The sequence below is a fragment of the Sphingomonas donggukensis genome (assembly GCF_023674425.1).
Classification (GTDB): domain Bacteria; phylum Pseudomonadota; class Alphaproteobacteria; order Sphingomonadales; family Sphingomonadaceae; genus Sphingomonas; species Sphingomonas donggukensis.
In genome coordinates this window covers 2,821,671-2,846,817 of the sequence record NZ_CP098401.1, presented here as the reverse complement: position 1 = coordinate 2,846,817, position 25,147 = coordinate 2,821,671, and the positions used below count along the sequence as shown (strand labels likewise).

The 25,147-nt window shown below is 66.8% G+C and carries 23 protein-coding genes and 1 tRNA gene; 7 read left to right on the top strand and 17 right to left on the bottom strand.

The genetic code is table 11. The annotated features are described in order from the left end of the window. Nucleotides 1–21: 21 nt before the first annotated feature. Together rplT and rpmI are read right to left on the bottom strand one after the other, a co-directional pair. Nucleotides 22–393: a 50S ribosomal protein L20 gene (gene rplT, locus M9980_RS13990; protein ID WP_250751992.1), complete on the bottom strand. Its 372-nt coding sequence runs from the start codon at nt 391–393 to the stop codon at nt 22–24. A gap of 14 nt (nt 394–407) precedes the next feature. After that, nucleotides 408–611, bottom strand: coding sequence for a 50S ribosomal protein L35 (gene rpmI / locus M9980_RS13985; protein WP_250751990.1), 204 nt, complete (start codon nt 609–611; stop codon nt 408–410). 175 nt (nt 612–786) lie between these two features. Here rpmI and M9980_RS13980 point away from each other — a divergent pair, with 175 nt between their 5' ends. Continuing rightward, nucleotides 787–2,928, top strand: a complete 2,142-nt coding sequence (locus M9980_RS13980) for an AsmA family protein (RefSeq protein WP_250751988.1) — start codon at nt 787–789, stop codon at nt 2,926–2,928. A 361-nt stretch (nt 2,929–3,289) separates the two neighbouring features. On the opposite strand, the gene hisN is transcribed toward M9980_RS13980, so the two are convergent. Further along, complete coding sequence (gene hisN, locus M9980_RS13975) at nt 3,290–4,072, bottom strand: histidinol-phosphatase (protein WP_250751986.1); 783 nt, start codon at nt 4,070–4,072, stop codon at nt 3,290–3,292. A 48-nt stretch (nt 4,073–4,120) separates the two neighbouring features. Between hisN and M9980_RS13970 the strand changes: the two genes are divergently transcribed. The 3 genes from M9980_RS13970 (at nt 4,121) to M9980_RS13960 (ending at nt 7,036) form a co-directional block, all read left to right on the top strand. Continuing rightward, nucleotides 4,121–5,299: a phospholipase A gene (locus M9980_RS13970; RefSeq protein WP_250751984.1), complete on the top strand. Its 1,179-nt coding sequence runs from the start codon at nt 4,121–4,123 to the stop codon at nt 5,297–5,299. Nucleotides 5,300–5,336: 37 nt separating this feature from the next. Further along, nucleotides 5,337–5,888 (top strand): peroxiredoxin, encoded by a 552-nt coding sequence (locus M9980_RS13965; protein ID WP_250751982.1) that lies wholly within the window; start codon nt 5,337–5,339, stop codon nt 5,886–5,888. 110 nt (nt 5,889–5,998) lie between these two features. Then, a complete protein-coding gene (locus tag M9980_RS13960) occupies nt 5,999–7,036 on the top strand; it encodes a GGDEF domain-containing protein (protein WP_250751980.1) in 1,038 nt (345 codons plus the stop codon). 431 nt (nt 7,037–7,467) lie between these two features. Here the strand turns inward: M9980_RS13960 and M9980_RS13955 are convergent, their stop codons facing one another. Continuing rightward, nucleotides 7,468–7,953: a DUF421 domain-containing protein gene (locus M9980_RS13955; protein ID WP_250751978.1), complete on the bottom strand. Its 486-nt coding sequence runs from the start codon at nt 7,951–7,953 to the stop codon at nt 7,468–7,470. Beyond that, a complete protein-coding gene (locus M9980_RS13950; RefSeq protein ID WP_250751976.1) occupies nt 7,953–8,489 on the bottom strand; it encodes a hypothetical protein in 537 nt (178 codons plus the stop codon). The genes M9980_RS13955 and M9980_RS13950 overlap by 1 nt, the downstream gene beginning before the upstream one ends. Nucleotides 8,490–8,588: 99 nt before the next feature. Between M9980_RS13950 and M9980_RS13945 the strand changes: the two genes are divergently transcribed. Beyond that, nucleotides 8,589–9,446 (top strand): SDR family oxidoreductase, encoded by an 858-nt coding sequence (locus M9980_RS13945; protein ID WP_250751974.1) that lies wholly within the window; start codon nt 8,589–8,591, stop codon nt 9,444–9,446. 3 nt (nt 9,447–9,449) lie between these two features. Here the strand turns inward: M9980_RS13945 and M9980_RS13940 are convergent, their stop codons facing one another. Continuing rightward, entirely contained in the window at nt 9,450–10,064 is a 615-nt protein-coding gene (locus tag M9980_RS13940; RefSeq protein ID WP_250751972.1) for a YbhB/YbcL family Raf kinase inhibitor-like protein, read from the bottom strand. A gap of 371 nt (nt 10,065–10,435) precedes the next feature. Next, nucleotides 10,436–11,110 carry a glutathione S-transferase family protein gene (locus M9980_RS13935; RefSeq protein WP_250751969.1) on the bottom strand — a complete coding sequence of 225 codons (675 nt, stop codon included), beginning with the start codon at nt 11,108–11,110 and terminating at the stop codon, nt 10,436–10,438. Between the two features lie 52 nt (nt 11,111–11,162). Here M9980_RS13935 and M9980_RS13930 point away from each other — a divergent pair, with 52 nt between their 5' ends. Then, nucleotides 11,163–11,669: a hypothetical protein gene (locus M9980_RS13930; RefSeq protein ID WP_250751967.1), complete on the top strand. Its 507-nt coding sequence runs from the start codon at nt 11,163–11,165 to the stop codon at nt 11,667–11,669. Here M9980_RS13930 and M9980_RS13925 read toward each other — a convergent pair. The 5 genes from M9980_RS13925 to M9980_RS13905 all read right to left on the bottom strand — a co-directional run bounded on the left by M9980_RS13925 (nt 11,663) and on the right by M9980_RS13905 (nt 20,120). After that, a complete protein-coding gene (locus tag M9980_RS13925; RefSeq protein ID WP_250751965.1) occupies nt 11,663–12,103 on the bottom strand; it encodes a hypothetical protein in 441 nt (146 codons plus the stop codon). The two genes, M9980_RS13930 and M9980_RS13925, sit on opposite strands and share 7 nt — an antisense overlap. A 107-nt stretch (nt 12,104–12,210) precedes the next feature. Beyond that, entirely contained in the window at nt 12,211–16,683 is a 4,473-nt protein-coding gene (gene gltB / locus M9980_RS13920) for a glutamate synthase large subunit (protein ID WP_250754985.1), read from the bottom strand. Between the two features lie 41 nt (nt 16,684–16,724). Continuing rightward, entirely contained in the window at nt 16,725–18,167 is a 1,443-nt protein-coding gene (locus M9980_RS13915) for an NAD(P)-dependent oxidoreductase (RefSeq protein WP_250751963.1), read from the bottom strand. A 160-nt stretch (nt 18,168–18,327) separates the two neighbouring features. After that, entirely contained in the window at nt 18,328–19,125 is a 798-nt protein-coding gene (locus M9980_RS13910) for an undecaprenyl-diphosphate phosphatase (protein WP_250751961.1), read from the bottom strand. 11 nt (nt 19,126–19,136) lie between these two features. Continuing rightward, nucleotides 19,137–20,120: a complex I NDUFA9 subunit family protein gene (locus M9980_RS13905; RefSeq protein WP_250751959.1), complete on the bottom strand. Its 984-nt coding sequence runs from the start codon at nt 20,118–20,120 to the stop codon at nt 19,137–19,139. A gap of 57 nt (nt 20,121–20,177) precedes the next feature. Here M9980_RS13905 and M9980_RS13900 point away from each other — a divergent pair. Beyond that, a tRNA-Leu gene (locus M9980_RS13900) sits at nt 20,178–20,264 on the top strand. Between the two features lie 7 nt (nt 20,265–20,271). Here M9980_RS13900 and M9980_RS13895 read toward each other — a convergent pair. The 5 genes from M9980_RS13895 to M9980_RS13875 form a co-directional block, all read right to left on the bottom strand. Then, entirely contained in the window at nt 20,272–21,843 is a 1,572-nt protein-coding gene (locus M9980_RS13895) for a recombinase family protein (RefSeq protein ID WP_250751957.1), read from the bottom strand. Nucleotides 21,844–22,104: 261 nt separating this feature from the next. Continuing rightward, complete coding sequence (locus M9980_RS13890) at nt 22,105–22,740, bottom strand: hypothetical protein (RefSeq protein WP_250751955.1); 636 nt, start codon at nt 22,738–22,740, stop codon at nt 22,105–22,107. Nucleotides 22,741–22,788: 48 nt separating this feature from the next. After that, nucleotides 22,789–22,995 carry a hypothetical protein gene (locus tag M9980_RS13885; protein ID WP_250751952.1) on the bottom strand — a complete coding sequence of 69 codons (207 nt, stop codon included), beginning with the start codon at nt 22,993–22,995 and terminating at the stop codon, nt 22,789–22,791. Then, nucleotides 22,995–23,189, bottom strand: coding sequence for a hypothetical protein (locus tag M9980_RS13880; protein ID WP_250751950.1), 195 nt, complete (start codon nt 23,187–23,189; stop codon nt 22,995–22,997). Before M9980_RS13880 ends, M9980_RS13885 begins: the two co-directional genes overlap by 1 nt. A 117-nt stretch (nt 23,190–23,306) precedes the next feature. Beyond that, entirely contained in the window at nt 23,307–24,437 is a 1,131-nt protein-coding gene (locus tag M9980_RS13875) for a ParB N-terminal domain-containing protein (RefSeq protein ID WP_250751948.1), read from the bottom strand. Between the last annotated feature and the right edge of the window lie 710 nt (nt 24,438–25,147).

Here is a 25,147-nt window from a genome sequence, read left to right as displayed (position 1 = left end):
CCTGATCTTGCTATCGCAAGCTCAGGCTGCCCGCTCCTGGGGCAATGCCGCCTTCGCCTGCGCGATGATGGCGCTGAATGCGGCCTCTTCGTGCATTGCGATGTCGGCCAGGACCTTCCGGTCGAGTTCGATGCCGGCGAGCTTCAGCCCGTGCATGAACTGCGAATAGGTCAGACCCTCGGCCCGGACGCCGGCGTTGATGCGCTGGATCCACAGGCCGCGGAACGTGCGCTTCTTAACCTTGCGGTCGCGGTATGCGTACTGGCCGGCCTTTTCGACGGCCTGGCGGGCGACGCGGATCGTGTTCTTGCGACGGCCGCGATAGCCCTTCGCCTGATCGAGAATCCGCTTGTGCTTCAGGCGGGTGGTTACGCCGCGCTTCACTCTTGCCATGTCTCAGGGCTCCCTTATCGCAGGCCGTACGGCGCCCACTGGCGCACGTGGCCAACGTCGGCGTCGGAGAGCACGCTGGTGCCCCGGTTCTGGCGGATGTATTTCGCGTTGTGGCTGATCAGGCGGTGGCGCTTGCCCGCGACACCGTGCTTGACCTTGCCGGTGGCGGTGAATTTGAAGCGCTTCTTCACCCCACTCTTGGTCTTCAACTTGGGCATTTTTCGTCCTTTCGAATCGGGCGATATTCGAACAGCCCTGGCAGCCCACACTGGCCAGGCCGTTCATCCAACACATCGCGGAAGCGGGCGCCACTAAGCCACATCGCCGCGAAATGCAACCGTTCGAGCCAGTGGACGGGCGGAACGAGTGGGGGAGTTGCCGGTTGACCGTTCCATGACCGATACGACCGTCCCGGCCCCTGCCCCCGGCCCCACGCCCGCACCCGCGGAGCACGCGCCGCTGCCGATCCGAACGCCGCTGGTCGCGGCGCTGTCGGTGGTCGTCTCGATCATCGGGCTGATGGTGCTGGCCTGGGGCATATTGTACGTCACCAAGGGCCGGTTCCTGCGCGGAACGTTCGAAAGCCTGGTCGGCGCGTCCACCCACCGCGACGTGAAGGTCGGCGGCGACTTTCAGCTGTATTTCGATCCGTTCGACCTGAAATTCGTCGCGCAGAAGATGACGATCTCGAACCCCGGCTGGGCGACGAAGCCCAATCTGTTCGCCGCCGATTCGATCCACACCCGCGTCGCGCCGCTGTCGCTGATCTTCGGGCGCTATCGGATGCGATTCCTGGATTTGCAGAACGGCGCGATCGACCTGGAGTGGAACGGCGCCAAGCGGATCAACACGTGGACGTTCAGCGAGGAGAAGGGCGAGCCGGTCCAGTTCCCGATCATCGACCGCGCGACGCTGGCCGGCACGACGCTGCGCTACAAGGATCCGCGGCTGCGGCTGCTCGCCGACCTGAAGTTCGACACGGTGCGATCGGCGGGCACGCGGATCGGCGACGCGGTGCGGTTCACGGGGACCGGAACGGCGCGCGACACGCCCTTCACGATGACCGGCGCGCTGCTGTCGCCGAACGAAACCGCGGCGCGCGGGCGCAACCAGCTGACGCTGACGGCGCGGGCGGCCGGGAACGTCGTGACCGTCGATGGCACGCTGCCGAGCCTGGCCGATATCGAGGACGTGCCGCTGCGCACCACCGCGCGCGGCAGCAATCTGGCGAGCCTGCTCGGCATCATCGGCGTCGTCCTGCCCGACACGCGCGACTACCGCGCGTCGGCGAACATGGTGAAGTCGGGCGACGTGTACAGCTTCACGGGCTTGCGCGGACGTTTCGGCAACAGTGACCTTTCTGGCAAATTCGCTGCGGACAACAGCGGGCCGCGGCTGCTGATGACCGCGACGCTCGCGACGCAGGCGCTCGACATCGTCGATGCCGCGCCCTTCATCGGCTACAACCCAGATATCGTCGCGGCGCAGGGCGTGACCGCGGCGGCCGCCGCGACCGGGGCGGCACCGGCGCGGCTGATGCCCGACGCCGCCTTTCCGATCGCGTCGATGCAGCGGTTCGACGCGAAGGTCGGCTGGACGATCCGAACCGTGCGGTCGAAGAGCGTGCCGATCTCCGACGTCGACCTGACGCTCGACCTCGACCGCGGGCGCCTCGCGCTGTCGCCGCTCACCTTTGCGATGGCGCGCGGCAATGTCGCGTCCGACCTGATCTTCGACACCCGCCAGCGCCCGACCGCGGCCAGCTACGACATCCGCCTCGCACCGACCCCGCTCTCGCGCCTGCTCGCCGGGTGGGGCGTGGACGAGGCGGGGACGTCGGGCACGGTCAAGGGCCGCATCGAGCTGAAGGGCCGCGGCGACACCATCCACGACACGCTGGCATCGTCGCGCGGGCGCATCGCGTTCATCCTGCCCAAGGGCAGCTTCTGGACGCGGAACATCCAGCTGAGCGAGCTCGACCTCGGCACCTTCGCGCAGAAGATGTTCGAGGGGCGGCTGAAGGAGCCGGTGCAGATCAACTGCGGGCTGGTCGGCTTCACGGTGCGGGGCGGGGTAGCGGCGGCGGACCCGATCCTGATCGACACGCAGAAGAACGTGATGCTGGGCCGCGGCGGCTTCTCGTTCCGCAACGAGACGATCGACCTCGCCTTCCGCGCCGATTCGAAGCGCTTCAGCCTGTTCGCCGGCCAGTCGCCGGTGGGCGTGAACGGCTATTTCTCGCAGCCCGGATATGACGTCATCAGCCCCGAACTGGTCGGGCGCGCGGGCGCGGGACTTGGGCTGGCGCTGGTGGCGACGCCGCTGGCGGGCGTGCTGGCGTTCGTCGACGTGGGCGACGCCAAGGCGACCGACTGCGGCCCGGTGCTGTCCGGCGCCGGGGCCCGCGCGCAACGCACGACCAAGGGCGAGGCGCGCGACGACGTGGGCCGCGGCACGACCGCGAAGTCCGAGGACGGCTCGCGCAGCAAGGGCGAGCGCAAGGAACAGCGGAAGAAATTCCTCGGGATTTTCTGATCGAGGAGATTCGGCTCGCTGCGCGAGCGAGGCGCGGAGGCGCGGAGGGTGATGCGGACCGGCTACTACGCAGCAGCCTGTCATACAATGCGCGGCTCATGCCGGGGCGATGGCCCCGAACGAGACATCTTAGCGCCTTCGCGCCTTGCCCGCGTAGCGGGCCCCATCCCTAATTCTGCTGCAAGAGAAAAAGGTGTTCGGCCCGCTGCGCGGGCAAGGCGCGAAGCCGCGAAGATGTCGGCTTCCTCGGCAACCGAGTGCCCACAACCCGCGCTTGGAGGTCTCCCGGACGATAGCCCGGTGCGCGAGGCCCTCTGCGCCTCCGCGCCTCGTCCGCGCAGCGGCCCCGAAGCTCGCCCGCTCAGTGCCCCCTGCAGGCCAGCGCCTCGAGAATCTCCTCCACCCGCGCCGCATCGCCCGCGGCGATGACGTCGCCCGCGCTGCCGGCGTGGAGGGGGTCGCCCGACCAGTCGCACATCACCCCGCCCGCGCCCTCGACCACCGGGACCAGCGCGGCGAAATCGTGGAGCTTCAGCTGGCTCTCGACGACGATGTCGAGGTGACCCGACGCGAGGCAGGCGTAATTGTAGCAGTCGCCGCCGAGCACGGTCGATCGCACCGCCGCGTCGAGATGTTCGAACGCGTGGAGTTCGTCGTCGGCGAACAGCGCCGGGCTGGTCGTCGCCAGCAGAGCATCGGACAGGGCGCGGCAGCGGCGGGTGCTCGCCGGGAGACCGTTGAACACGGTGGTGCGCCCGGCCATGCCGACCCAGCGTTCCTTCAGTATCGGCTGGTCGATGATGCCGAGCACCGGGAAGCCGCCGTCCATCAGCGCGATCAGCGTGCCGAAGATCGGGCGCCCGGCGATGAACGCGCGGGTGCCGTCGATCGGATCGAGCACCCATTGTCGCCCGCTGCTGCCTTCGGTCGTGCCCTCTTCCTCGCCGATGATGCCGTCGCGCGGGGCCTCGGCGGCGAGCAGCCGGCGCATCGCCGCTTCCGCCGCGCGATCGGCCTGGGTGACGGGCGACTGATCGTCCTTGATCTCCAGCCCGTAGTCGGCGCGGAACAGCGGGCGGATGGCGTCGCCCGCGGCGTCGGCGAGGGCATGGGCAAGGGCGACGTCGGCGGATGTGATCGGCATCGCACAGCGCCTAGCGCGGTGCGGGGCGCTCGGCTAGGTTTTGCGGCGATGCGTGCCCTCCTCGCGATTCCCCTGATGCTGGCCGCTCCGGTGGCGGCGGCACAGCTGCGCGTGGTGCCCGGCCAGCCGGTATCGGCCAGCGCCGCGCGGCAGGGGGTCGACGTCTTCCTCATCAACGACGGCGCGGTGCCGGTCGTGGCGACGTTGCCGGCGCGGATCGAGGTGATCGCGCTCGACGGCGCCCGCCTCGCCATCGTGCCGCTCGAGCGACCGCCGGCATCGGTGCCGGCGCAAGGGGTCGTGCGGGTGCGCTATATCTCGGCGGGCGTGCTGTCGGTCGGGCCGCCGCCGGTCGCCGTCGCCCCGGTCGCGCCGCCGACGGGCGAGCCGCTGCCGCCCTCGCCTGCACCCGCGCCAGTTGCCGCGCCCGTGCGGCCGATGACGACCACCGATCTGCCCCCCTCCTCGGTCGAGCCGGCGCCGCTGCCTCCGCCGCCCGGCGATCCCCGCGCCCCGCGCGAGACCGCCGCCCTGTCGGCGACCGGCACCGCTTCGGGCTTCCTCGACCGGTTCCAGCCCTATCAGCCGACCTATGGCGCGATCGGCGTCGGCGATGCCGGTACGAAATTGCAGTTCAGCTTCGCGCTGGCTCCGTTCGGCGGCGACGGGGCGCTCTCCCATTTCCGCTTCGCGTACACGCAGACGATCTTCTGGGCGACCGACCAGTCGTCGGGCCCGATCCGCGTGACGACGTACAGTCCCGAGGCGTTCGCCGAATTCGGCGTCGCGCCGCAGACGCGACTGGCAATCGGCTATGCGCATGATTCCAACGGCGGCGGCGACCTTCGTTCGATCGACGTCAACCGCGTGTTCGTCCGCGCCGCGCGCCGCTTCGATCTGGGATCGAACTGGTATGCCGAGTTCGCGCCGCAGGCGTGGATCTATGTCGGGCGCGGGCAGGTGCGCGACGTGCAGGACTATTGGGGCAATGTCGCGCTGAACGCGGCGGTGGGGCAGGACGACGGCGTCCGCCTGGCCGTGACCGCGCGCGGCAACCCCGGCACCGGGCGCGGCGCGGCGGAGGCGTTCGCCTCCTATCCGCTCAGCCGCTTCGGCGATCTGGGCGTGTACCTGTTCGCGCAAGGCTTCACCGGATATGGCGAGGCGCTCGATGCGTTTCGCGTGCGCGACAGCCATGCCCGGTTCGGTATCGCCCTCACCCGCTGACCCGTTTCACCGCCACCACCCTCGAAAGGCTCGTCCCATGCGCATCCTCGCTTCCATCGCCGCCGCCGCCCTGCTCGCCGCCCCCGCCACCGCGGCGCTCGCGCCCGGCGCCAAGGCACCCGACTTCGCCACCCGCGGCGCGAAGGCGGGCACGGTCCTGAACGTGAAACTGTCGACCCTGCTGAAGAACGGGCCGGTGGTGCTGTACTTCTTCCCCGCCGCCTACACCGGCGGCTGCAATGCCGAGGCGCAGGCATTCGCCGCCGCCATCCCGCAGTTCGATGCCGCGGGCGCCACCGTGCTCGGCATGTCGGCGAACACGGTCGAAGTGCTGAAGGACTTCTCCGCCGAGAAATGCGCGGGCAAGTTCACCGTGGCGAGCGCGGGGCCGAAGGTGGTCGCCGGATACGATGTGGCGCTCGGCCAGGAGATCGACACCCCCCGCGGCAAGGTGAAGGCGACCAACCGCACCAGCTACGTTATCGCGCGCAACGGGCGCATTGCGTCGGTGCACGCCAATCTGTCGCCGGTCGACCACGTGAAACAGACGCTGGCCGAGGTGCAGGCGCTGAAGGCGCGCGGGGCCTGATCCAGGGCGATCGCGGTCAACAAATGTTAGGAAAGCGGCGCTAGGACTGCCGGCGAAGGCGACACGGCGCGCGCCGCTTCGTTCAAGCGCCGCATGGGGACGGGATAGCTATGGCCGGCGCGGGTGTTGCACGGGCCGAACCCGCCCGCGGTAATTCGCGGGCGCTGTTCGACAAGATCGGGGATTTTCTGGTCGCCCAGCGGCTGGAGTTCAACCCTGCCAACTATGCCTTCGCCCACGCCATCATGGCCTATCCCGACGGACAGCTGGCGCGCGAGGTCGCGCGGCTGACCGACGGCGGCGTCCGCCTGACGCTGAAGGAGATCGAGGCGCTGGGGGCGGAGGTATCGACGGACCGCGGCTCGATCGACGGACAGGCTCGCGCCGACGGGCTGGTCGCGCAGACCCAGATGCAGGTCGAGGGGTTCGAGGACGTCGTCGAGCATCTGCGCGCCGAGACGATCGGATTCGGCCGCGACCTGGCGGCCAGCGCCGATGCCATTCGCAACGCGCAGGACGACGGCCAGGGCGGCGCCCCCGCGGTCGAGGCGATCGCACGGATCACCGCGGCGATGGTCGCGCGGGTCCATGCGACCGAGGTGCAGCTCGACCTGGCGACGCGCGAGGCGGCAGAATTGCGCACCAAGCTGGAGGAAGCGCGCGACAACGCCCGCCGCGATCCCCTGACCGACCTGCCCAACCGCCGCGCGTTCGAGGAAGCGTTCGCCGCCAACCTCGCCGCCGAGACGACGCAGGTGCTGGCGGTGTGCGACGTCGATCATTTCAAGTCGGTCAACGACCGGTTCGGCCATGCCGTCGGCGACCGCGTGCTGAAGGCGATCGGCACCGCGCTGGCCGAGGCGTGCGGCGACCATATGGTCGCACGCTACGGCGGCGAGGAATTCGTCGTGCTGTTCACCGGCATCGACGCCGGCAAGGCGCGCGCCACGCTGGAGGCGGCGCGCGCGCAGGTCGAGGCCAAAAGGTACAAGCTGCGCGAGAACGACGCCCCGCTCGGCGCGGTCACCGTATCCGCGGGGCTGGCCCCCGCCGTGCCGGACGACACCGCCAAACAGGCGTTCCAGCGCGCCGACGCGCTCCTCTATCTGGCGAAGAGCGAAGGCCGCAACCGCGTCCGCGTGGGATGATCCGCCGATAATTGGCGTTCATCCGGCGGCAATGTTGGCGCATTTCACCAGCGCGATGTGTCGCACCTAACAAATTCAACGACTTCGCGAATTGGCACGGTAGCTGCAATTCCCTTTTCATCGACGCCGGATAGTCCGGACGCCGACACGAAACCGGGAGTAACCACCATGTTCGCCAACCTCCACTACGCCCAGCGCGCCACCGTCGCCTTCGTCGGTTCGGTCCTGATGACCGTCGTCCTGATCGTCGCTTCGGCCCCCGTCGTTCCGATCGCCTGAGCCAGGCTCACCATATCACACAGGGAATATCGTCATGATCCGCTCGTTCGTCATCACGCTCGCATCGTTTGCGACCACCGCGCTGCTGATCGCAGCGACCGCTTCGACGGGACCGGGCGTCTTCGCCTGATCCCGCCCGCGGGCGGCGCGCCTCAGGAGGCCGCCCCGCCATCGTCCGACTGCCGCGTATGCCGGGCTGCATCGCGGCAGATGAAGCTGATCTTGCCGTTGGTTTCCAGGATCGCCCAGGCGACCTCGTCCAGGTGCGCGATCCCCGCCAGCCGCATCTCCGCCTCCACCTCGTCCCGCGTCATGCGGTCGCGGCGCAGATTCTCGGCCAGCAACCGCCCGTCGCGCACGATGATGCGCGGCTCCCCCTCCAGCGCCTTGCGGAAGCGGGGGAACAGATAGGCGATCCAGCCCAGCACCACCGCCCAGAAGGCGAAGGTGCAGATCGCCAGCGTCGCGCCGGTCAGGCTGAAATCATTGTGGGTGATCCCCTGCTGGATCAGGTCGCCCATCACCACCAGCGTCACCAGCTCGAACGGCGTCATCTGGCCCAGTTCGCGCTTCCCCAGCAGCCGCAGCAGCAGGAAGACCACCGCGAACATCGCGGTCGCGCGCAGCACGATATCCATTACGGCAGCACCCGGATCGACAGCGGCACCGCGGCGATCGCGCGGTCGCCGTCATAGAGCGTCACGTCGCCCTGCGTCCCGACGGTCAGCGGCGGATTGATCTGGCCGTCCACCTTCACCTCCAGCACCTCGCCCGCGCCGAGCGCGCCATAGTCGAAGCGGAACGCGCCGTCCTTGAACGATTCCTCGCTCGCCGCCGGGATGACGGTGTTGACGGTCATGTCGCGCCACAGCCCGGGCGGCAGCGCCAGTCCGAGCTTCGCGATCGGCGCCTTGGCCGCCACGCGGATCCGCATTTCGAAGAATTCGCCGTTGCGCAGCGTCGTCGGCGTGGTGACGGCGACCGTCGCAGCCGCCGTCTCGGCGACGCGCGGGGCGCTGCGTCCGCCGGCGAGCACACCGCTGAGCGCCAGGGCCATCAGCGTGCCGAGCACCACCAGCGACAGCAGATTGGCGTGGCGGCCCAACCAGCCCGCACGCGCGGCGTGGCTGTCGCCCAGGCCGTCGGGGTACGGCGTCGTTTCGCCAGCGGCCATCGCGTCCTCCCAAGACATTGATTTGCATCAGGCATCTCGCCCGACACCCTTCGGAACCGGGTACACGCCAGCCCGTTGGGGCGCAAAAGGAGATTGACGATGGGCGAGACGCAGACGGTGCCGATGATCCACGAGGACGCGCTGCCCGGCCATGAAAGCGCGCTCGACCGCAAGCCCGAGTGGCAGCCGCGCTACCCCGGATCGGGGCGGCTGGAGGGCAAGGTCGCGATCGTCACCGGCGGCGACAGTGGGATCGGGCGCGCGGTCGCCGCGCTGTATGCGCGCGAGGGCGCGGACGTCGCCATCGTGTATCTGTGCGAGCATGACGATGCTGCCGAGACCAAGCGCATCGTCGAGGCGGAGGGGCGGCGCGCGATCACGATCGCCGGCGACGTCGGCGACAAGGCGTTCGGCGAGCGCGTGGTGGCCGAGACCGTCGAGGCGTTCGGGCGGCTCGACATCCTGGTGAACAACGCCGGCGAACAGCATCCCGACAAGGACATCCGCGACATTACCGAGGCGCAGCTGAAGCGCACCTTCCAGACCAATATCTTCGGCATGTTCTTCCTGGTACAAGCCGCACTGCCGCACCTCGGCAAGGGCGCGGCGATCGTCAACTGTACCAGCGTGACGATGTACCAGGGGTCGAAGGAACTGCTCGACTATTCGAGCACCAAGGGGGCGATCACCGCGTTCACGCGGTCGCTGTCCGAAAACCTGATCGGTGACGGCATCCGCGTGAACGCGGTCGCGCCGGGGCCGATCTGGACGCCGCTCAACCCGATGGGCGGTGCCTCGCCCGAAAAGATGAAGACGTTCGGCCAGGATACGCCGATGGGCCGCCCCGGCGAGCCGAGCGAAGTCGCGCCGGCGTTCCTGTTCCTGGCCTGTGAGGACTCAAGCTACATGTCGGGACAGGTGCTGCACCCGAATGGCGGGAACATCGTCAACGGGTGACGCTTACGCTCGCGCCGCCGCGCCGATCGGCCCCACGCTCGCCGGGGTGCCGCGCGAATAGGTGCCGGTCAGCAGCCCCGCGGCGAGCACCCGGCCCTTCATCGCGGCGATGATGTCGCCGCGGGTCGGCGTGTCGCCGGGGTCGGCATCGCCGGTCAGCGCGAACAGCTGGAAGGCGTAATTATGCTCGCCGTGGCCGGTCGGCGGATCGGGCGGCAGCCAGCCCTCGCGCAGGTAGGAATTGCGCCCGACGTCGCCGCCGGCATCGCCCGCGCCGTCGGCGACGATCGCGCCCTCCGCCAGCTGCCCGTCGCCGGCGGGAATGTCCCAGACGATGGCATGGACCAGCGGGCTTGGCGTCGGCGCGTCGGCATCCTCGACCAACAGCGCAAGGCGCGTCGCTTCTGCCGGCACCCCGCTCCAGAACAGCGGCGGCGACACCCCGGCCCCGTCCGCGGTGAACCGCTCGGGCAGCCGCGCGCCATTGCCGAACGCCGGGCTCCGCAGGTCGATCGCGGCGAAGCTGCCCAAACCCTCCTGCACGATCGCCAGCTTGTCCTGACCCGCGCGCACACCCTTCAGCGCCTTGCCGAGCCAATGGGGGATGTGTTCGAGCATGAATGCGTCCGCTGGTCAGTGGGGTTGGAACCAATAAACGCCGTGACCGAGGCTTCGGTGCCGCAAGAGATTGCTGGACGATGGATTTCTCGACTTCGGTACATAATATCCCCACCCGCCATCAAAGAAAGGGGTCGTGACGATGTCCACTCCATCCGTTCGCACCATCACCACATCGGGATGGAGGCTGGCGAGTGTCGGCGGCAACCGACCGTTCGGTACAATCACGTAGTTTTTCGTCGGCCATTGCCGCATCAGAATGCGCGCTTCCGTCGCAATAGCCTCGCGCTTCGAAGTACTGAACGTAGGATAATCGCAAGCGGAGATCAAAAGCGGCAGGCAGTACGAGGCCACTCTCCGCCAATGCACGCCTACAGGTCCAGCTTCTCGTAATCGGCGGGCGGGCTGATGACCTCCATCCGCTCGGCCAGCAGCGGGCGGAAGCTCGGGCGGCTCTTCATGCCGACGTACCAGCGTTTGGCCTGTTCGTGGCTTTTCCAGTCGATCCCGCCGAGATAGTCGGCCACCGAAATCTGCGCCGCCGCGGCGAGGTCGGCAAGGCTCATCGTCGCCCCGGCCAGCCAGGTGCGGTGATCGAGCAGGTAATCGATATAGTCGAGATGCCCGACCGCGGCCTTCATCGCCTCGCGCAGCATCGCCGCATCGGGGGTCATGCGGTGGACCAGGCGCTTGACCATCCGCTCCTCGAGCAAAGGCGCCGTGATGTCGCGGAAGAATTGCGTGTCGAACCACGCGACCAGCCGGCGGATTTCGGCGCGATTGGCGGCAGTGCCGTTGATCATCGCCGCCTTATCGACGGTTTCCTCGAAATATTCGCAGATCGCCATCGAATCGATCAGCGGCGCCGATCCGCGCCCGACCTCGACCATCACCGGGGTCTGGCCGGCGGGATTCATGTCGATGAACTCATCGCGACGCAGCCACGGCGATTCGCGCACCGGTTCGTAGCCGACGCCCTTTTCGGCCAGCAGCAGCCGGACCTTGCGCGAGAAGGGGCACAGGGGGAATTGATAAAGCTGCCACATGGGCTTCATTCTATGGCGAAAGCCGGTGGGCGCGGAAAGGGGATTGCGCGGTTTGGACGAAACGATTCCGCGCGGGCACGTCGCGGCCCTGATCCTGGCGAGTTTCGTGGTCGGGCTGGGGGTGCCGGACCTCGATTTCCTGCTGCCGCTCAGGCATCGCAGCGCACTGACGCACAGCGTCGTTCCGCTGCTGATCGTGCTGCTGCACCCGGCGGGGCGGCGGCTGCTACCTGGCCTTGCCCTGGGCATCGGCGTGCATCTGTCGGCGGACAGCTTCCCCAATGCGATGACCGGGTTCGCAACCGTCAAGCTGCCGTTCGCGGGCGCGCTGTCGGCGGCGGCGTCCTATATCTGGCTGGGAGCGAACGCGCTGGCTTCAGTGGCGATCGGCGCGGTGACCAGCGCGCGCGTGCTGCCGCTTGCATGGGCGACCGGGCTGCTCGGCGCAGTCGCCGCGGGGAGCGTCATCTATCTGTTCGTCACCGACGGCGGCTGGCCGGTGCTGGCATTGGCCGGCGCGGCGAGCGCGATCGGCTGGCGGGTGCGGCGGCGTCAGTAGCCGTCGTCGTAATCGTCGTAAGCGGGCGCGCCATATGCCCCGGCGATCGGCGCGACCGCGGCCTGCAGCCGGTCGGCGGTGTGGCGCAACTCGCCCATCATTGCCGCCAAATCGCCCGCCGCGGCACCCGCGGTCGCCAGCGTGCGGCGGGCATCATTGTGCAGGTGCCGCTCAAAATTCGGGTCCTCGCGCCGCTTCAAGTCGCGCAGCGTATCGTTGGGACGAATGTCGTCGCGCGGGTCGGTCCAGCGCGCGAGCGGGCCGACGCGCGTGTCGAGCACGATACCGGCAAGCGCGCTGATCGCGGCGGCGGCACCGTCCTGTACCACCGGGTCGGCCATGCGCCGCGCGACGTCGCTTTCGGGCGTGCGGTGCTGCGCGGCGGCAGGAGCGGCGACCACGCACAGCGCGGCGGCGATGGGGATCAGACGCATGGCAACACTCCCGAGTCGAACAGGAAAGATGCAGGCTTATAGCACAATGGCTTAGCCTCGGCTGAACGGGATTTGATTGCCCAAGCCCGACCCCGTGCAGCGAACGGTCACTCCGACGCTTCCATCACCTCGCGGTCGTCGAGCGGGTGCTCGAGCCGTGCGATCATTTCCTTCGGGCAGACCTGGCGAAAAGCGCCGCGCACGCGTTCCCAGTCCTCCAGCAGGCCGGCGGCCCATTTGCTGTCGGTCGCGGCGACATGCCGGGCGATCAGGGCGCGCAGCACGCCCTCCCAATAGGCCGAGGCGAGGGGTTGCCACACGATGCTCTCAGGATTGGCGCGGCGGTCGAAGCTGCCGTCGGCGTCGTACACGAATGCCATGCCGCCGGTCATGCCCGCGCCGAAATTCGCACCGACCGCGCCAAGGATCACCGCGACGCCCCCGGTCATATACTCGCAGCCGTTGGCGCCGCAGCCCTCGACCACCACCTGCGCGCCCGAATTGCGCACCGCGAACCGCTCGCCGGCCTGGCCTGCGGCGTACAGTCGGCCCGAGGTCGCGCCGTAGAGCACGGTGTTGCCGATGATCGTGTTGTCCTGGCTCGCCAGCGGCGACGAGACCATCGGGCGGACCGCGATGATGCCGCCCGACAACCCCTTGCCGACATAGTCGTTGGCGTCGCCGAACACCTCGAGCGTGATGCCCTTGCAAAGGAACGCGCCCAGGCTCTGTCCCGCCGATCCGCGCAGGCGGACGGTGACGTGGCCGTCGTCGAGCATGCTCATCCCGAACGCGCGTGTCACCGCACCCGACAGGCTGGTGCCGACCGCGCGGTGCGTATTGCGGACACTGTAGGTCAGCTGCATCTTTTCACGCCGGGAGAAGACCGCGGCGGCGTCCTTGATGATCTGCGCGTCCAGGCTGTCGGGCACGGCGTTGCGCCACTCGGGGAGCGAATATCGCCGCTCGGCATCGCTCGCGTCGACCTTGGCGAGGATCGGATTGAGGTCTAGGTCGTCGAGGTGCTCGGCGCCGCGACTGACCTGGCGGAGCAGCTCGGTGCGGCCGATCACCTCGTCCAAACTCCGCACGCCCAGCCGCGCGAGGATTTCGCGCACTTCCTCGGCGATGAAGGTCATCAGGTTTATGACCTTTTCCGGCGTGCCGGTGAATTTCGCGCGCAGCCGCTCGTCCTGCACGCACACGCCCACGGGGCAGGTGTTCGAATGGCACTGGCGCACCATGATGCACCCCATTGCGACGAGGCTGAGCGTGCCGATGCCATATTCCTCGGCGCCGAGGATTGCGGCGATGACGATGTCGCGCCCGGTCTTGAGGCCACCGTCGGTGCGCAGCTTCACGCGACCGCGCAAGGCATTGAGGGTCAGCGTCTGGTTGACTTCCGACAGCCCCATTTCCCACGGCGTGCCGGCGTATTTGATGCTGGTCTGCGGCGACGCGCCGGTACCGCCGTTGTGGCCAGCGACCAGGATAACGTCTGCGTGAGCCTTCGCCACGCCCGCCGCGACCGTGCCGATGCCCGCCGAGCTGACCAGCTTCACGCAGACGCGGGCGCGCGGATTGATCTGCTTCAGGTCGTAGATCAGCTGTGCCAGATCCTCGATCGAATAGATGTCGTGGTGCGGGGGGGGTGAGATGAGGCCGACGCCCGGCGTCGCGTGGCGCAGCTTCGCGATCAGTTCGGTCACCTTGAAGCCGGGCAGTTGCCCGCCCTCGCCGGGCTTGGCGCCTTGCGCGACCTTGATCTCGATCTCGTCGCAGGCGTTCAGATATTCCGCTGTGACGCCAAAGCGCCCGCTCGCGATCTGCTTGACGCCGGAATTCGCGTTGTCGCCGTTCTCGCGCGGGGAATAGCGTTCCGAATCCTCGCCGCCCTCACCCGACACCGCCTTCGCGCCGATGCGGTTCATCGCGATCGACAGCGTCTCGTGCGCCTCGGGGCTCAGCGCACCCAGCGACATGCCCGGCGTCACGAACCGCTTGCGGATTTCGGTGATCGCCTCGACCGCGTCGATCGCCATGCCCTCACGCGGGAAATTGAACTCGAGCAGGTCGCGCAGATACACCGGCGGCAGGTCGCGGACCCCGCGCGCGAATTGCAGGTAGGTCGAATAGCTGTCGGTCGCGACCGCGGTTTGCAGCGTGTGCATCAGCTGCGCCGAATAAGCGTGGGTCTCTCCGCCGTGGCGCTGGCGATAGAAACCGCCGATCGGCAGCGTCACCACGCCCGCATCATAGGCCGCATCGTGGCGCATCGTCGCGTTGAGGTAGAGCGAGTTGTAGCCCTCACCCGAAATCTTGGCGGGCATGCCGGGGAAAAGGTCCGCGACCAGCGCGCGGCTGAGGCCCACCGCTTCGAAATTATAGCCGCCGCGGTAGCTGGAGATCACCGCGATCCCCATCTTCGACATGATCTTCAGCAGCCCCTCGTCCACCGCGGTGCGGTGCCGCGTCAGGCACTGGTCGAGCGTCAGGTCACCGAACAGCCCGCGCGCGTGGCGGTCGCGGATTGCGGCTTCGGACAGGTAGGCGTTGACCGTCGTCGCGCCGACCCCGATCAGCACCGCATAATAATGGGTGTCGAGGCATTCGGCGGTGCGGACGTTGACGCTCGCATAGCTGCGCAGGCCGCGGCGGACGAGGTGGGTGTGGACCGCCGCCGCCGCCAGCACGCCGGCGATGGCGACGCGGTCGGGGCCGACGCTCTCGTCGGTCAGGAACAGCTCGGACTTGCCCTGCCGCACCGCCTGTTCGGCCTGTGCACGGATGTCGGCGATGGCGGCGCGCAGGCCGTCGGGGCCGGAACCGGTGGGAAAGGTGCAGTCGATGGTCGCGGCGCTTAAGCCGAAGTGGCCGCGCAACCGGTCCCAGTCGGCGCAGGTCAGCACCGGGCTTTCCAGAACCAGTACCTTCGACGGCGCCCCCGACTGGTCGAGGATGTTGGCAAGGTTCCCGAACCGCGTCTTCAGCGACATGACGTGGCGTTCGCGCAGCGAATCGATCGGCGGGTTCGTCACCTGCGAGAAATTCTGGCGGAAGAACTGGCTGATGAGGCGCGGCTTGTCGGAAATGACGGCGAGCGGCGTGTCGTCGCCCATCGAGCCGATCGCTTCCTTGCCCCCCTCGACCATCGGCGACAGGATCAGCTCCATATCCTCCAGCGTCTGGCCGGCGGCGACCTGGCGGCGCGACAGCTCGGCGCGGTCCCAGACGGGCAGCGACGGATCGACCTCGGCCAGGTCGGCGATATCGACGAATTCGCCGATCATCGATGCATAATCGGCCTCGCCGGCGATACGGTCCTTTACCGCGCGGTCGTGGAGGACGGTGCCGGCGTCGAGGTCGACCGCGATCATCTGCCCGGGACCCAGCCGCCCCTTCTCGATCACGGTCGTCTCGGGCACCACGACCATGCCGGTTTCCGACCCCACAATCAGCAGGCCGTCGCCGGTCAGCGTGTAGCGCAACGGGCGGAGCGCGTTGCGGTCCATGCCCGCCACCGCCCAGCGCCCGTCGGTCATGGCAAGCGCCGCGGGGCCGTCCCACGGCTCCATGACGGAGGCGAGGTACTTGTACATGTGGAGATGCTCGATCGGCATCTCGCCCTTCGGCCCCCACGCCTCGGGCACCAGCATCAGCTTCGCGGTCGGGGCGTCGCGGCCCGAACGGCAGATCGCCTCGAACACCGCGTCCAGCGCCGCGGTGTCGGATGCGCCCGCGGGGATCACCGGCTTGATGTCCTCGCTGCGCTCCCCGAACGCGATCGACGCCATCTTGATCTCGTGGCTGCGCATCCAGTTCTTGTTGCCGCGGATCGTGTTGATCTCGCCGTTGTGCGCCAGGCACCGGAACGGCTGCGCCAGCCACCATTGCGGGAAAGTGTTGGTCGAATAGCGCTGGTGGAAGATCGCGACCCGGCTTTCGAAGCGGTCGTCGGTCAGGTCGGGGTAGAAGACCGAGAGGCTCTCGGCGAGGAACAGCCCCTTGTACACGATCGAGCGGCAGCTGAGCGAGCAGGCGTAGAAGCCCTGGATCTGCGCCGCGATCACCGCCTTTTCGATGCGGCGGCGAACGAGATACAGCTCCTTTTCGAATTCGGCGGCAGAGGCGTCGTCGGGCAGCGGCCCCGCGATCATGATCTGCTCGATCTCGGGCCGGGTCGATTGCGCCTTCTGCCCGATCACGCCGACGTTCACCGGCACCTGCCGCCAGCCGTAGATCGTCCAGCCCGCGGCGATGATCTCGCTCTCGACGATCGTCCGGCATGCCTCCTGCGCGCCAAGGTCGGTGCGCGGCAGGAACATCATGCCGACCGCCAGCCGGTTGGGCAGCGCGCGGTGCCCGGAAGCGACGATGGCGTCGTCGAAGAACTTCGCCGGCAGATCGACGTGGATGCCCGCGCCGTCGCCGGTCATCCCATCGGCATCGACCGCGCCGCGGTGCCACACCGCCTTCAGCGCATCGATCGCCGCCTGCACGACGCGGCGGGACGGCATCCCGTCGGTGGCCGCGACCATGCCGACGCCGCACGCATCGCCCTCATGGTCGGGGCGGTACATGCCCTCGCGAGCGAGACGCGCGCGTTCGGTTTCGAGGATGCTCACGCCGCCACCTTCGCGTTCGTCGCCTTCGCCTTCAACCAGCTGTGCATCCGCTCGCTCACGTCGCGTCCGTCGCGGATTGCCCAGACGACCAGGCTCGCGCCGCGGACGATGTCGCCGGCGGCGAACACGCCCTCCAGGCTGGTCATCATCGACCGCGCATCGACCCTGAGCGTGCCCCAGCGGGTGACTCCCAGTTCGGGTGCGCCGAACATCGTCGGCAGATCTTCAGCATCGAAGCCCAGCGCCTTGATGACCAGATCGGCTTGCACCGAAAAGCCGCCGTCCGGGTCGACCTCGGGCGCGCGGCGGCCGCTCGCATCGGGGGCGCCCAGCCGCATCCGCGACGCCTTCACCCCGCTCACGACGTCGCCGCCGTCGAACGCTTGCGGGGCGGAGAGCCAGACGAACTCGACGCCTTCCTCCTCGGCGTTGGCGACTTCGCGCTGCGACCCCGGCATGTTGGCGCGGTCCCGGCGGTACAGGCATTTGACGCTGGCGGCGCCCTGGCGGACGGCGGTGCGGACGCAGTCCATCGCGGTGTCGCCGCCGCCGATCACGACGACATGCTTCCCCGCCGCATCGAGTGATCCGTCGTCGAACGCGGGCACGGCGTCGCCGAACCCCTTGCGATTGGACGCGGTCAGGAAATCGAGCGCCTCGACCACGCCCGCCGCGCCGACGCCCGGCGCCTTGATCGCCCTCGCCTTGTACACCCCGGTCGCGATCAGCACCGCGTCGTGGCGCGCGCGCAACTCGTCGAGGCTCGCGTCGCTGCCGACTGCGAACCCTTCATGAAACACGATCCCGCCCGCCTTCAGCCGATCGACACGGCGCATCACCACCGGCTTTTCCAGCTTGAAGCCGGGGATGCCGTAGGTCAGCAGCCCGCCCGCCCGGTCATGGCGGTCATAGACATGGACGTCATAGCCATAGCCGCGCAGATATTCCGCAGCGCTCAACCCCGCCGGTCCCGCGCCGATCACGCCGACCGACTGCCCGCGCGGGCGACCCGGCACCAGCGGCTCGACCCAGCCCTCCTCCCACGCGGTGTCGGTGATGAATTTCTCGACCGATCCGATCGTCACCGCGCCGTGGCCGGAGAATTCGATCACGCAATTGCCCTCGCACAACCGGTCCTGCGGACAGATGCGCCCGCAGATCTCGGGCATGGTCGAGGTCGCGTTGCTGAGTTGATAGGCCTCGCGCAGCCGCCCCTCCGCGGTCAGCCGCAGCCAGTCGGGGATATGGTTGTGCAGCGGGCAATGCACCGAGCAGTACGGCACGCCGCATTGCGAACAGCGCGCGGCCTGGTCCTCGGCGGTGGACGACGCGTAGCGCTCGGCGATCTCGCGGAAGTCATCGGCGCGCGCCTGTGCGTCGCGCTTTGCCGGATAGGCCTGATCGCGGTCGACGAATTTCAGCAGCGTATCACCGGCCATGCCCGATCCCCTTGTTCGGGGAATCGCGTATCGGCGCCAACACATGCTGTCACGGTAAATTAGGCAGATAGGTCAGCTATACTGTCTTAATGAACCGCAGAAAGCAGGATCGTTACGCGCCCACGCAATAAAATACGCCAGGTAAGTTACCGATCCGGCCCTATCTACCGTTCAACCACACCAGAGCGACCGCACCCGCCACTATTCGGTACCAGGCAAATGGCGCGAAGCCGTAGCGCGTCACTACTGCCATGAACGCCTTCACCACCGCCAACGCGACCACGAACGAGACCGCCGCGCCGACCAGGATCAGCTCGATATCGCCGCCATGGATCGCATCGCGGTGCTTGTAGAGCTGCAGCGCGGTCGCCCCGGTCAGCGTCGGGATCGCGAGGAAGAAGCTGAAATCCGCCGCGGTCCGGCGATCGATCCCCAGCGACATCGCGCCCATGATCGTCGCGCCCGACCGGCTGACCCCCGGCACCATCGCGAGGCACTGGACGAGGCCGATCTTCACCGACTGCGCCACGCTGACGCCCGAGATGCCATAGACATTCTCGGTCTTCGCCAGCTTCTCCACGATCAAGATGCCGACCCCGCCGGCGATCAGCGCCCAGGCGACGACCGTCGCATTTTCGAGCAGCGCGTCGATCTGGTCGCCGAACGCCAGCCCCAGCACCACCGCGGGGATGAACGCGATCAGCAGGTTGCGCACGAACGCGACCGATTCGGCCTGCCACTTCAGCAACCCCGCGCCGACCGCCCAGAACGTCCGCCAGTACAACACGACGATCGCCAGGATCGCGCCCGGCTGGATGGCGATGTTGAACACCGACCATTTGGCCGCGTCATAGCCGAGCAGTTCGGTCGCCAGGATCAGGTGGCCGGTGGAAGACACCGGCAGGAATTCGGTGACACCCTCGACGATGCCGAGGATGATCGCGGTGATGAAGTCCATGGGGTGTCCGATCAGGCCGTGGCGCGCTTGGCGAAGCGGCCGTGGCGGCGATAGCGGACCAGCCACGCGCCCGCGACGCTCGCCATCGCGGTCGGCACGATGCCGAGTGCGGCGAACCCATCCTCTGCGCTGGCCACGACATTGTCGCGCTGGAGCATGGTCCACTGGTCCGACGTGATGGGCGCGCCCGGCAGGAAGCCCATCGACGCGATCATCGCGCCCACGCCGTCGGGCAGTTCCAGCATCGCCGGCGACCGCCCGACTTCGTGCGCCAGATAGTCCTGGATCGCGCGCATCGTCAGCACGTCGGGCCCGCCCAGCTCCAGCACCCGCCCCGCCGCCACCGCCGGCGCCTCCAGCGCGCGGACGACGGCATCGGCGACGTCCTTCACATACACCGGCTGGAACCGCGTGCCCGCGCGCAGCACCGGCACCATCGGCGCCTTGGCGATCATCGACGCGAAGCGGTTGGTGAACGCATCCTCGCGCCCGAAGACGAGCGACGGCCGCAGGATCGTCGCGTCCGGGAACGCCGCGCGCACCGCCGCCTCGCCCTCGCCCTTGGTGCGGCCATAGGCCGACGCGCTCTCCGGATCGGCGCCGATCGCGGAGACGTGGACCAGCGCCTGCACGCCCGAATCCCTCGCCGCCTCGGCGATATGGCGCGCGCCATCGACGTGCAGCGCGTCCATGTTCGCGAACGCGCCGACCAGGTTGACCGCCATGTCGGCCCCGGCGAGCGCCCGCGCGACCGTTTCCGGCTTGCGCACGTCGACCGCGACGAACTGCGTCTGGCCAAGGCCACCCAGCGGCTTCAGGAACACCGCCGCCCGCGGATCGCGCTGCGCCACCCGCACCCGCGCACCGGCGGCGAGCAGCGCCTGCGCGACATAGCGCCCGACGAACCCGCCCCCACCGAACAGCACCACCAGCTTGTTCCTGACCACGCGCACGCACCTTCCGACAAAAAAGATCGAACCTTCGCCGACCCCCATGCCGCGCGCTGTTGACAAGCGCAACCGCCCTCCCCTAGAGGCGCCGGCCTACCCCGTGCCCAGATGGCGGAATTGGTAGACGCACCAGCTTCAGGTGCTGGCGCTCGCAAGGGCGTGGAGGTTCGAGTCCTCTTCTGGGCACCATTTCCGGTCAAAACTGGGCACCGCAGCGCGAGCCTCTGCGGTTGCCGTGTAGGATGGCGGCTTCAAGGGCTGCCTTGCGACCGGTAATTGTAATGCTGTCGTTGGTGACGACCACCTTGTCGACATAAGCTTGCCGGAGCGCCGGGCTGTCGTAGCGAACGCGATCGGCGATCAGCTTCCCGCACTTTTTAACCGTCGCCTCGTTGATGCGCAGTGCGCCACGCGCCGACTGCGCCTCGATACTGCGACGAGTCGCATTCATCTGGTCCAGGGCCTCACGAAGCTCCGCCAACCGACCAGCAAGCGTGGGATCGCGCGGGCTGATCAGTCCGGTCTCGACCATCTCGAGAAGATTGCGCAGTCGGCGCTGAGTCGCGCCGTGTTCGGCGGTCACGCGATGCAGGTCCGCGCGACGTCGTTCGTCGGCGGCATCCGAGCGTTCGAGAACCGCCACGAGAAGCTGTTTCAAGCGTTCGGGCTCGAGCACGCGTTCAAGCAGCGTATCGATTACGATACCGTCAAGCGCGTCTTGGCGGATTGCTCTGGTGCCACAGCTTTTTGCGCCGCGCGTCGCCTTGGAGTTGCAGATATAATCGCCATACTGTCCGGACTTGCCGGTTCTGATCGTAAGCCCCGAGCCGCACGTCGGCGCGCCACATTGGCCCACTTTTTTCAACAGGGTTTTGGAGCTAGTGGTGCGCGGCGGAGTGACGCGCGGCGCCGTGGACGCCCGAAGTGCTGCAACGCGATCGACAATATCGGGATCGACCAACTGGGGACAGGCCACAGTGATCTCGGCGGGATGACCGTGCTCGTCCGCCGTTCGATCGACGTGGAAGCCTCGATAGTGCGATCGGGTCAGAATGCCGTCCACCGAGCTATCGTGGAACAGGCTGCCGCGCATCCGATGTCCTTGCGCCTTCAGGTATTCTGAGATCGCGCGAGTGCCCATGCGCTCACCATCGACGCCTTGCAGCGCCAGACTGAAGATCGATTGGACGACCTTAGCTTCAGCCTCGTGCACGAAGAGTTGCTTGCGTTCCTTCTTCCCGAAAACCGCGACGGTTTGCGCTTCATAACCATAGGGAACGCGGCCGCCGTTGAAGTAGCCGGCGCTGGCATTCTCTCGCCGATTCTTGCGCGTATGCGCTGCCGCGTCGATCGAGTATTTCTCGTTGATCAGTGCAATGAAGTTGCGCAGCAGTCGACCGCTGGCATCATCGCTGAAGCGCTCGGTCAGTGAGATGAGCCGGACGCCTGCGGCCTCCAGCTTCTGATCCGTTACGACATGAGTGAAGAGATTGCGGGCATAGCGGTCGAGGCGGAACACGTAGATGATATCGACCGGCCGCTCGGCTGCGGTCGCCAGCGTGACCATCCGATCGAACTGCTTGCGATGAAGCTTTCGTCCGGAGACATCCGGTTCCTCGAACACCTTCACGAGTTCGACGCCCTCCTGCGCGGCAGCCGCTTCGATTGCCGCGCGCTGAGCGGCAATGCTCGCATTCTGGCCGCCGCCTTCCTCTTCACTGGAAACACGGACGTAGCCGAAGGCACGCTGCGGGGTGGTGGCGGTCATCGTCTTTCCTGATCTTGGTCAATCATCAGGACTTCAGCTCTTCATCGACCGAGTTAGCCAGCGTCTCGAGAATGTCGTAGCCGAGATGAGCGATCAGCATTCCTGCCTAGCCGGGGAGCACGTCGATGCTGTCAGGCATTCTGATCACGACACGATGCGTCAACGCGCGCCCGCGCGGCGGGGCATGGGAATTGTGTCGTGGCGAGTCCATGCCACAGCGGTAGCGACGCGTTCACACCCGCCTGGCAGAAGGTAATCCGCTCAGAGGTGCAGGCGGAACCAGAACCGGCTGCGCATCTCGAGCAAGCGGCGGGCGTTTTCAGGATCGCGAGGGTTGGCGGTTGCAGACCGTCGCACCTTGCGCCCTTCGACCTCGAAGTGCGCATCGCGGAGCGGGCGACCTTTCTCGACGTCTGTCAGGCCCTTTCTGACCTGCGCGTAGTTGAACGGCGGCGACCACGACGAGCATTGCGCATCGAGTTGGCGTTGCTGTTTGGCGTATTTGATGAAGCTCGGCGGAGGCGTGTGTCGATCTTGGATCACGGCGATGCGGTGCGCCAGAAACAGCGCATGCACGCAGTCATTGTCGCTTACACAGCTGAGCGACCAGTCGACGGGCTTCTTCCGAGCGATCTGATCAATGACCTGCCCCATACCGACGCCAGACCGTTCATCGACGGTCAGAAGTGAAGCGATGCTGGCCGCGACGCAGTGAAAAATTGGCAAGGCGTCGATTTCGAGGACAGATTCGACCGTATCGCGCGACTTGCCGGTCTGCTTTTTGGATCGCTCTAAGCCCCGTGCAATCGCTGGGAGGAGTTCGATCCCCTGCGCAATCAGTTCTGATGTGATTCGTGGCAACTGCTGACCATGCACAGCGCGATAGTGTTTCTCCATGTGCTCAGGCAACCCGCTCGGGAGCATCTGAACCAATCGGCGTGTATCCTAGTCGTTGGCCTTGCCCGGCGAGCGCGCCCGAATTTTGCGATAGGTCTGCACGAGCGTTACATCGTGTTCGATTTGCTTTCGCGCTTGCCCCATCGTGGGAGCACGGTCCTTGACCTGATCGAGACCGGGGATCCCGGTCGGCCTGTCAATGCGCATGCGCGCATCAAGGGCTGCGAATTGCAGGCACTCGAGGGCGTGAACCATCAATATCGGTTCGAGGCGCGTCGTAGTGCAGCGGCGAGCTTACGGGCATCGGCGTCCGCCCGAAATCGTGTATCCATCTGTTCGCGGAGGAACTTCGAGCGCTTGAGCTTTTCGGCGCGCTTTTCGTCGAGGATGAATTTAAGGTCGCCCGGCGTTACCGCCTTACCGTGTGCATACCAGCGCGGCTTGGTCACAGCGCTAACGTTTGCGTTAGACGGTAAGTGAGGGCCCGGAGCATTCGGATCGCGGCGTCGCCGAGAGATATGAATACGTTATCGCGCGGCCCACACTTAACCTCTGCCGAATCTGTCCTAATCACCTGACTTCTCTCTGTTGTGGGTTTTCTGCCAGTCGGCAGAGAAGGGGGGGTGCGCGCGCAACCCCCGTGGGGTCACTGGATGTACAGGCGCCGCAGCGCGTCGAGGATTGCCGCCGATCTCGTTAAGCGGATGCTGATCTGGGGCATCGATGGTCATGATCATCGCGCCACCGGCGACCTTCTTCGCGCGACCGACCACTTGGTCGTCGGGCAGTACGATCTCGACCTCCCGCTCGCCGTTCTCGATTCGCATTTCTGCGCGCCTGGCTGCGAGCGGGTTCGTCGACGTCGATGACGGGATATCTCCCAACATCTCGTTTGGTGGCGACATGAAGACCGCGGCATCCATGTCCGCATCGACCTCATCATCCGCGCCTGGATCCGCTGCGACGAATTCAGCGACATGAACGACATTGGATGGCGGCGGATCGATACTGAGCGCAATCGCCTCGCGGCAACTGTCGACGAGCCAGGCGGCGGCGGGCCTGTCCTCGAGGCGGGCGAGCTCGCGGAGGTGGTCTTCGAGGACGGCCCTACCCTCACCGCGCCATGCGCGCATGAAATCAGTAGCGGCGCTGGCTGAAATTTCGTGACGATCCTCTACGATATTGAGAACGGCAGCGGGCAGCGCGGTTACGTTGCGGTTGCGACCGATGTTGCTCACATTCAGGCCGATCCTGGTCGCGACCTGCTTGTTCGACCCGAACTGATCACACAGCTTATCGAGGTGCAGGGCATATTCGTGGGCCGACCAGCTCTTGGTCTTCGCCTGCTCGGCGAATACGATCTCGGCCGCGACGTCGTCGGTGGCAGACACGATCAGCAGTACGAGATCGATGTTATGACCTTCTTTGCGGGCGCGACGGACCGCTTCGGCGCGGCAGCCACCGGTCAGGAGCAAGTAACGATCGGGGTTGTCCGGCGCCTCGACCGTGGTCGCGGGCGACAATTGACCACTCGTCAGGATCGACGTCTTAAGGCTTTCGATATGGTCGTCGAGGCGATCGCGGTCGCGCGTGTTGGCCCAATGCAGATCGCAGTCCGCTGGGTCTGCGCGATAGATCCAAGCGCTTTCCAACAGGTGGGCGTGCGCACCGATCTCGCGATTTTCTGTGTCGGTCATATGATCCTCCGGGTGGTGAGGACCTCGTCGTTAGGCATGTGCGAAGTGGCGGCTGGTAGAAGATAACGCGAAAACCCCGGCCGTCGCAGACGGCTGGGGTTCTCACGGGCTATAACGATTTGTCGCGCCGTTACTGGCGATCAGGCTTCTTTTCGAATCGTGCACGGAGCTTTTGAATTGCGCGCGCACGTCCAGCTACATTGATCACTCGCTCATTGACGCTACCCTCGCGCGCCTTGTCGCTCGGCAACTCACTATCGATGTCTTTACCGTCGTCCATATAGCCTCCGTTTCAAGAGGCGGAGCCATCGCACACCCAATTTAGGCGATTGGCAGAAGATAAAGCGGGAACACCAGTTCATGCCGAGGAAGAAGAAACAGCTACGCAAGCCTTCAAGCGATCATAGCAATCCATTCGCACAAGTCATTGCGGCGGTGAGAGCGAGCGAAGGACATAAAACGTTTCAGCCGCTTGTTGCGACCAATAGGCTGATTGAACTTGAGGGAAAGAGCAGGTCGGCGGAGTTCGCCAAGCGTAGCATCGATCGTCGAGAGGCCTGAGCTGATCTATGCCGTCGTTCGGAATCTACGGCTGGGCGCGATTCCTTGAAAACGGCAGAAAAGCGAGGCTCTTCTGTATTCGCTATACAGAACAGTGAGAGCTGTACGTCGACAAATCGGGGTGACAGACCGCACGTTATAGCGGCATA

Excerpts from the sequence above, each read along its gene's own strand:
- M9980_RS13970 (WP_250751984.1), top strand. The coding sequence starts at position 4,121 with ATGCGTGCCCTCCTCGCGATTCCCCTGATGCTGGCCGCTCCGGTGGCG.
- M9980_RS13945 (WP_250751974.1), top strand. The coding sequence starts at position 8,589 with ATGGGCGAGACGCAGACGGTGCCGATGATCCACGAGGACGCGCTGCCC.
- gltB (WP_250754985.1), bottom strand. The coding sequence starts at position 16,683 with ATGTACCGCCCCGACCATGAGGGCGATGCGTGCGGCGTCGGCATGGTC.
- rplT (WP_250751992.1), bottom strand. The coding sequence starts at position 393 with ATGGCAAGAGTGAAGCGCGGCGTAACCACCCGCCTGAAGCACAAGCGG.
- M9980_RS13925 (WP_250751965.1), bottom strand. The coding sequence starts at position 12,103 with ATGCGTCTGATCCCCATCGCCGCCGCGCTGTGCGTGGTCGCCGCTCCT.
- rpmI (WP_250751990.1), bottom strand. The coding sequence starts at position 611 with ATGCCCAAGTTGAAGACCAAGAGTGGGGTGAAGAAGCGCTTCAAATTC.
- M9980_RS13940 (WP_250751972.1), bottom strand. The coding sequence starts at position 10,064 with ATGCTCGAACACATCCCCCATTGGCTCGGCAAGGCGCTGAAGGGTGTG.
- M9980_RS13950 (WP_250751976.1), bottom strand. The coding sequence starts at position 8,489 with ATGGCCGCTGGCGAAACGACGCCGTACCCCGACGGCCTGGGCGACAGC.
- M9980_RS13905 (WP_250751959.1), bottom strand. The coding sequence starts at position 20,120 with ATGGGGGTCGGCGAAGGTTCGATCTTTTTTGTCGGAAGGTGCGTGCGC.
- M9980_RS13885 (WP_250751952.1), bottom strand. The coding sequence starts at position 22,995 with ATGGTTCACGCCCTCGAGTGCCTGCAATTCGCAGCCCTTGATGCGCGC.
- hisN (WP_250751986.1), bottom strand. The coding sequence starts at position 4,072 with ATGCCGATCACATCCGCCGACGTCGCCCTTGCCCATGCCCTCGCCGAC.
- M9980_RS13895 (WP_250751957.1), bottom strand. The coding sequence starts at position 21,843 with ATGACCGCCACCACCCCGCAGCGTGCCTTCGGCTACGTCCGTGTTTCC.
- M9980_RS13915 (WP_250751963.1), bottom strand. The coding sequence starts at position 18,167 with ATGGCCGGTGATACGCTGCTGAAATTCGTCGACCGCGATCAGGCCTAT.
- M9980_RS13965 (WP_250751982.1), top strand. The coding sequence starts at position 5,337 with ATGCGCATCCTCGCTTCCATCGCCGCCGCCGCCCTGCTCGCCGCCCCC.
- M9980_RS13980 (WP_250751988.1), top strand. The coding sequence starts at position 787 with ATGACCGATACGACCGTCCCGGCCCCTGCCCCCGGCCCCACGCCCGCA.
- M9980_RS13910 (WP_250751961.1), bottom strand. The coding sequence starts at position 19,125 with ATGGACTTCATCACCGCGATCATCCTCGGCATCGTCGAGGGTGTCACC.
- M9980_RS13890 (WP_250751955.1), bottom strand. The coding sequence starts at position 22,740 with ATGGAGAAACACTATCGCGCTGTGCATGGTCAGCAGTTGCCACGAATC.
- M9980_RS13935 (WP_250751969.1), bottom strand. The coding sequence starts at position 11,110 with ATGTGGCAGCTTTATCAATTCCCCCTGTGCCCCTTCTCGCGCAAGGTC.
- M9980_RS13960 (WP_250751980.1), top strand. The coding sequence starts at position 5,999 with ATGGCCGGCGCGGGTGTTGCACGGGCCGAACCCGCCCGCGGTAATTCG.
- M9980_RS13875 (WP_250751948.1), bottom strand. The coding sequence starts at position 24,437 with ATGACCGACACAGAAAATCGCGAGATCGGTGCGCACGCCCACCTGTTG.
- M9980_RS13955 (WP_250751978.1), bottom strand. The coding sequence starts at position 7,953 with ATGGATATCGTGCTGCGCGCGACCGCGATGTTCGCGGTGGTCTTCCTG.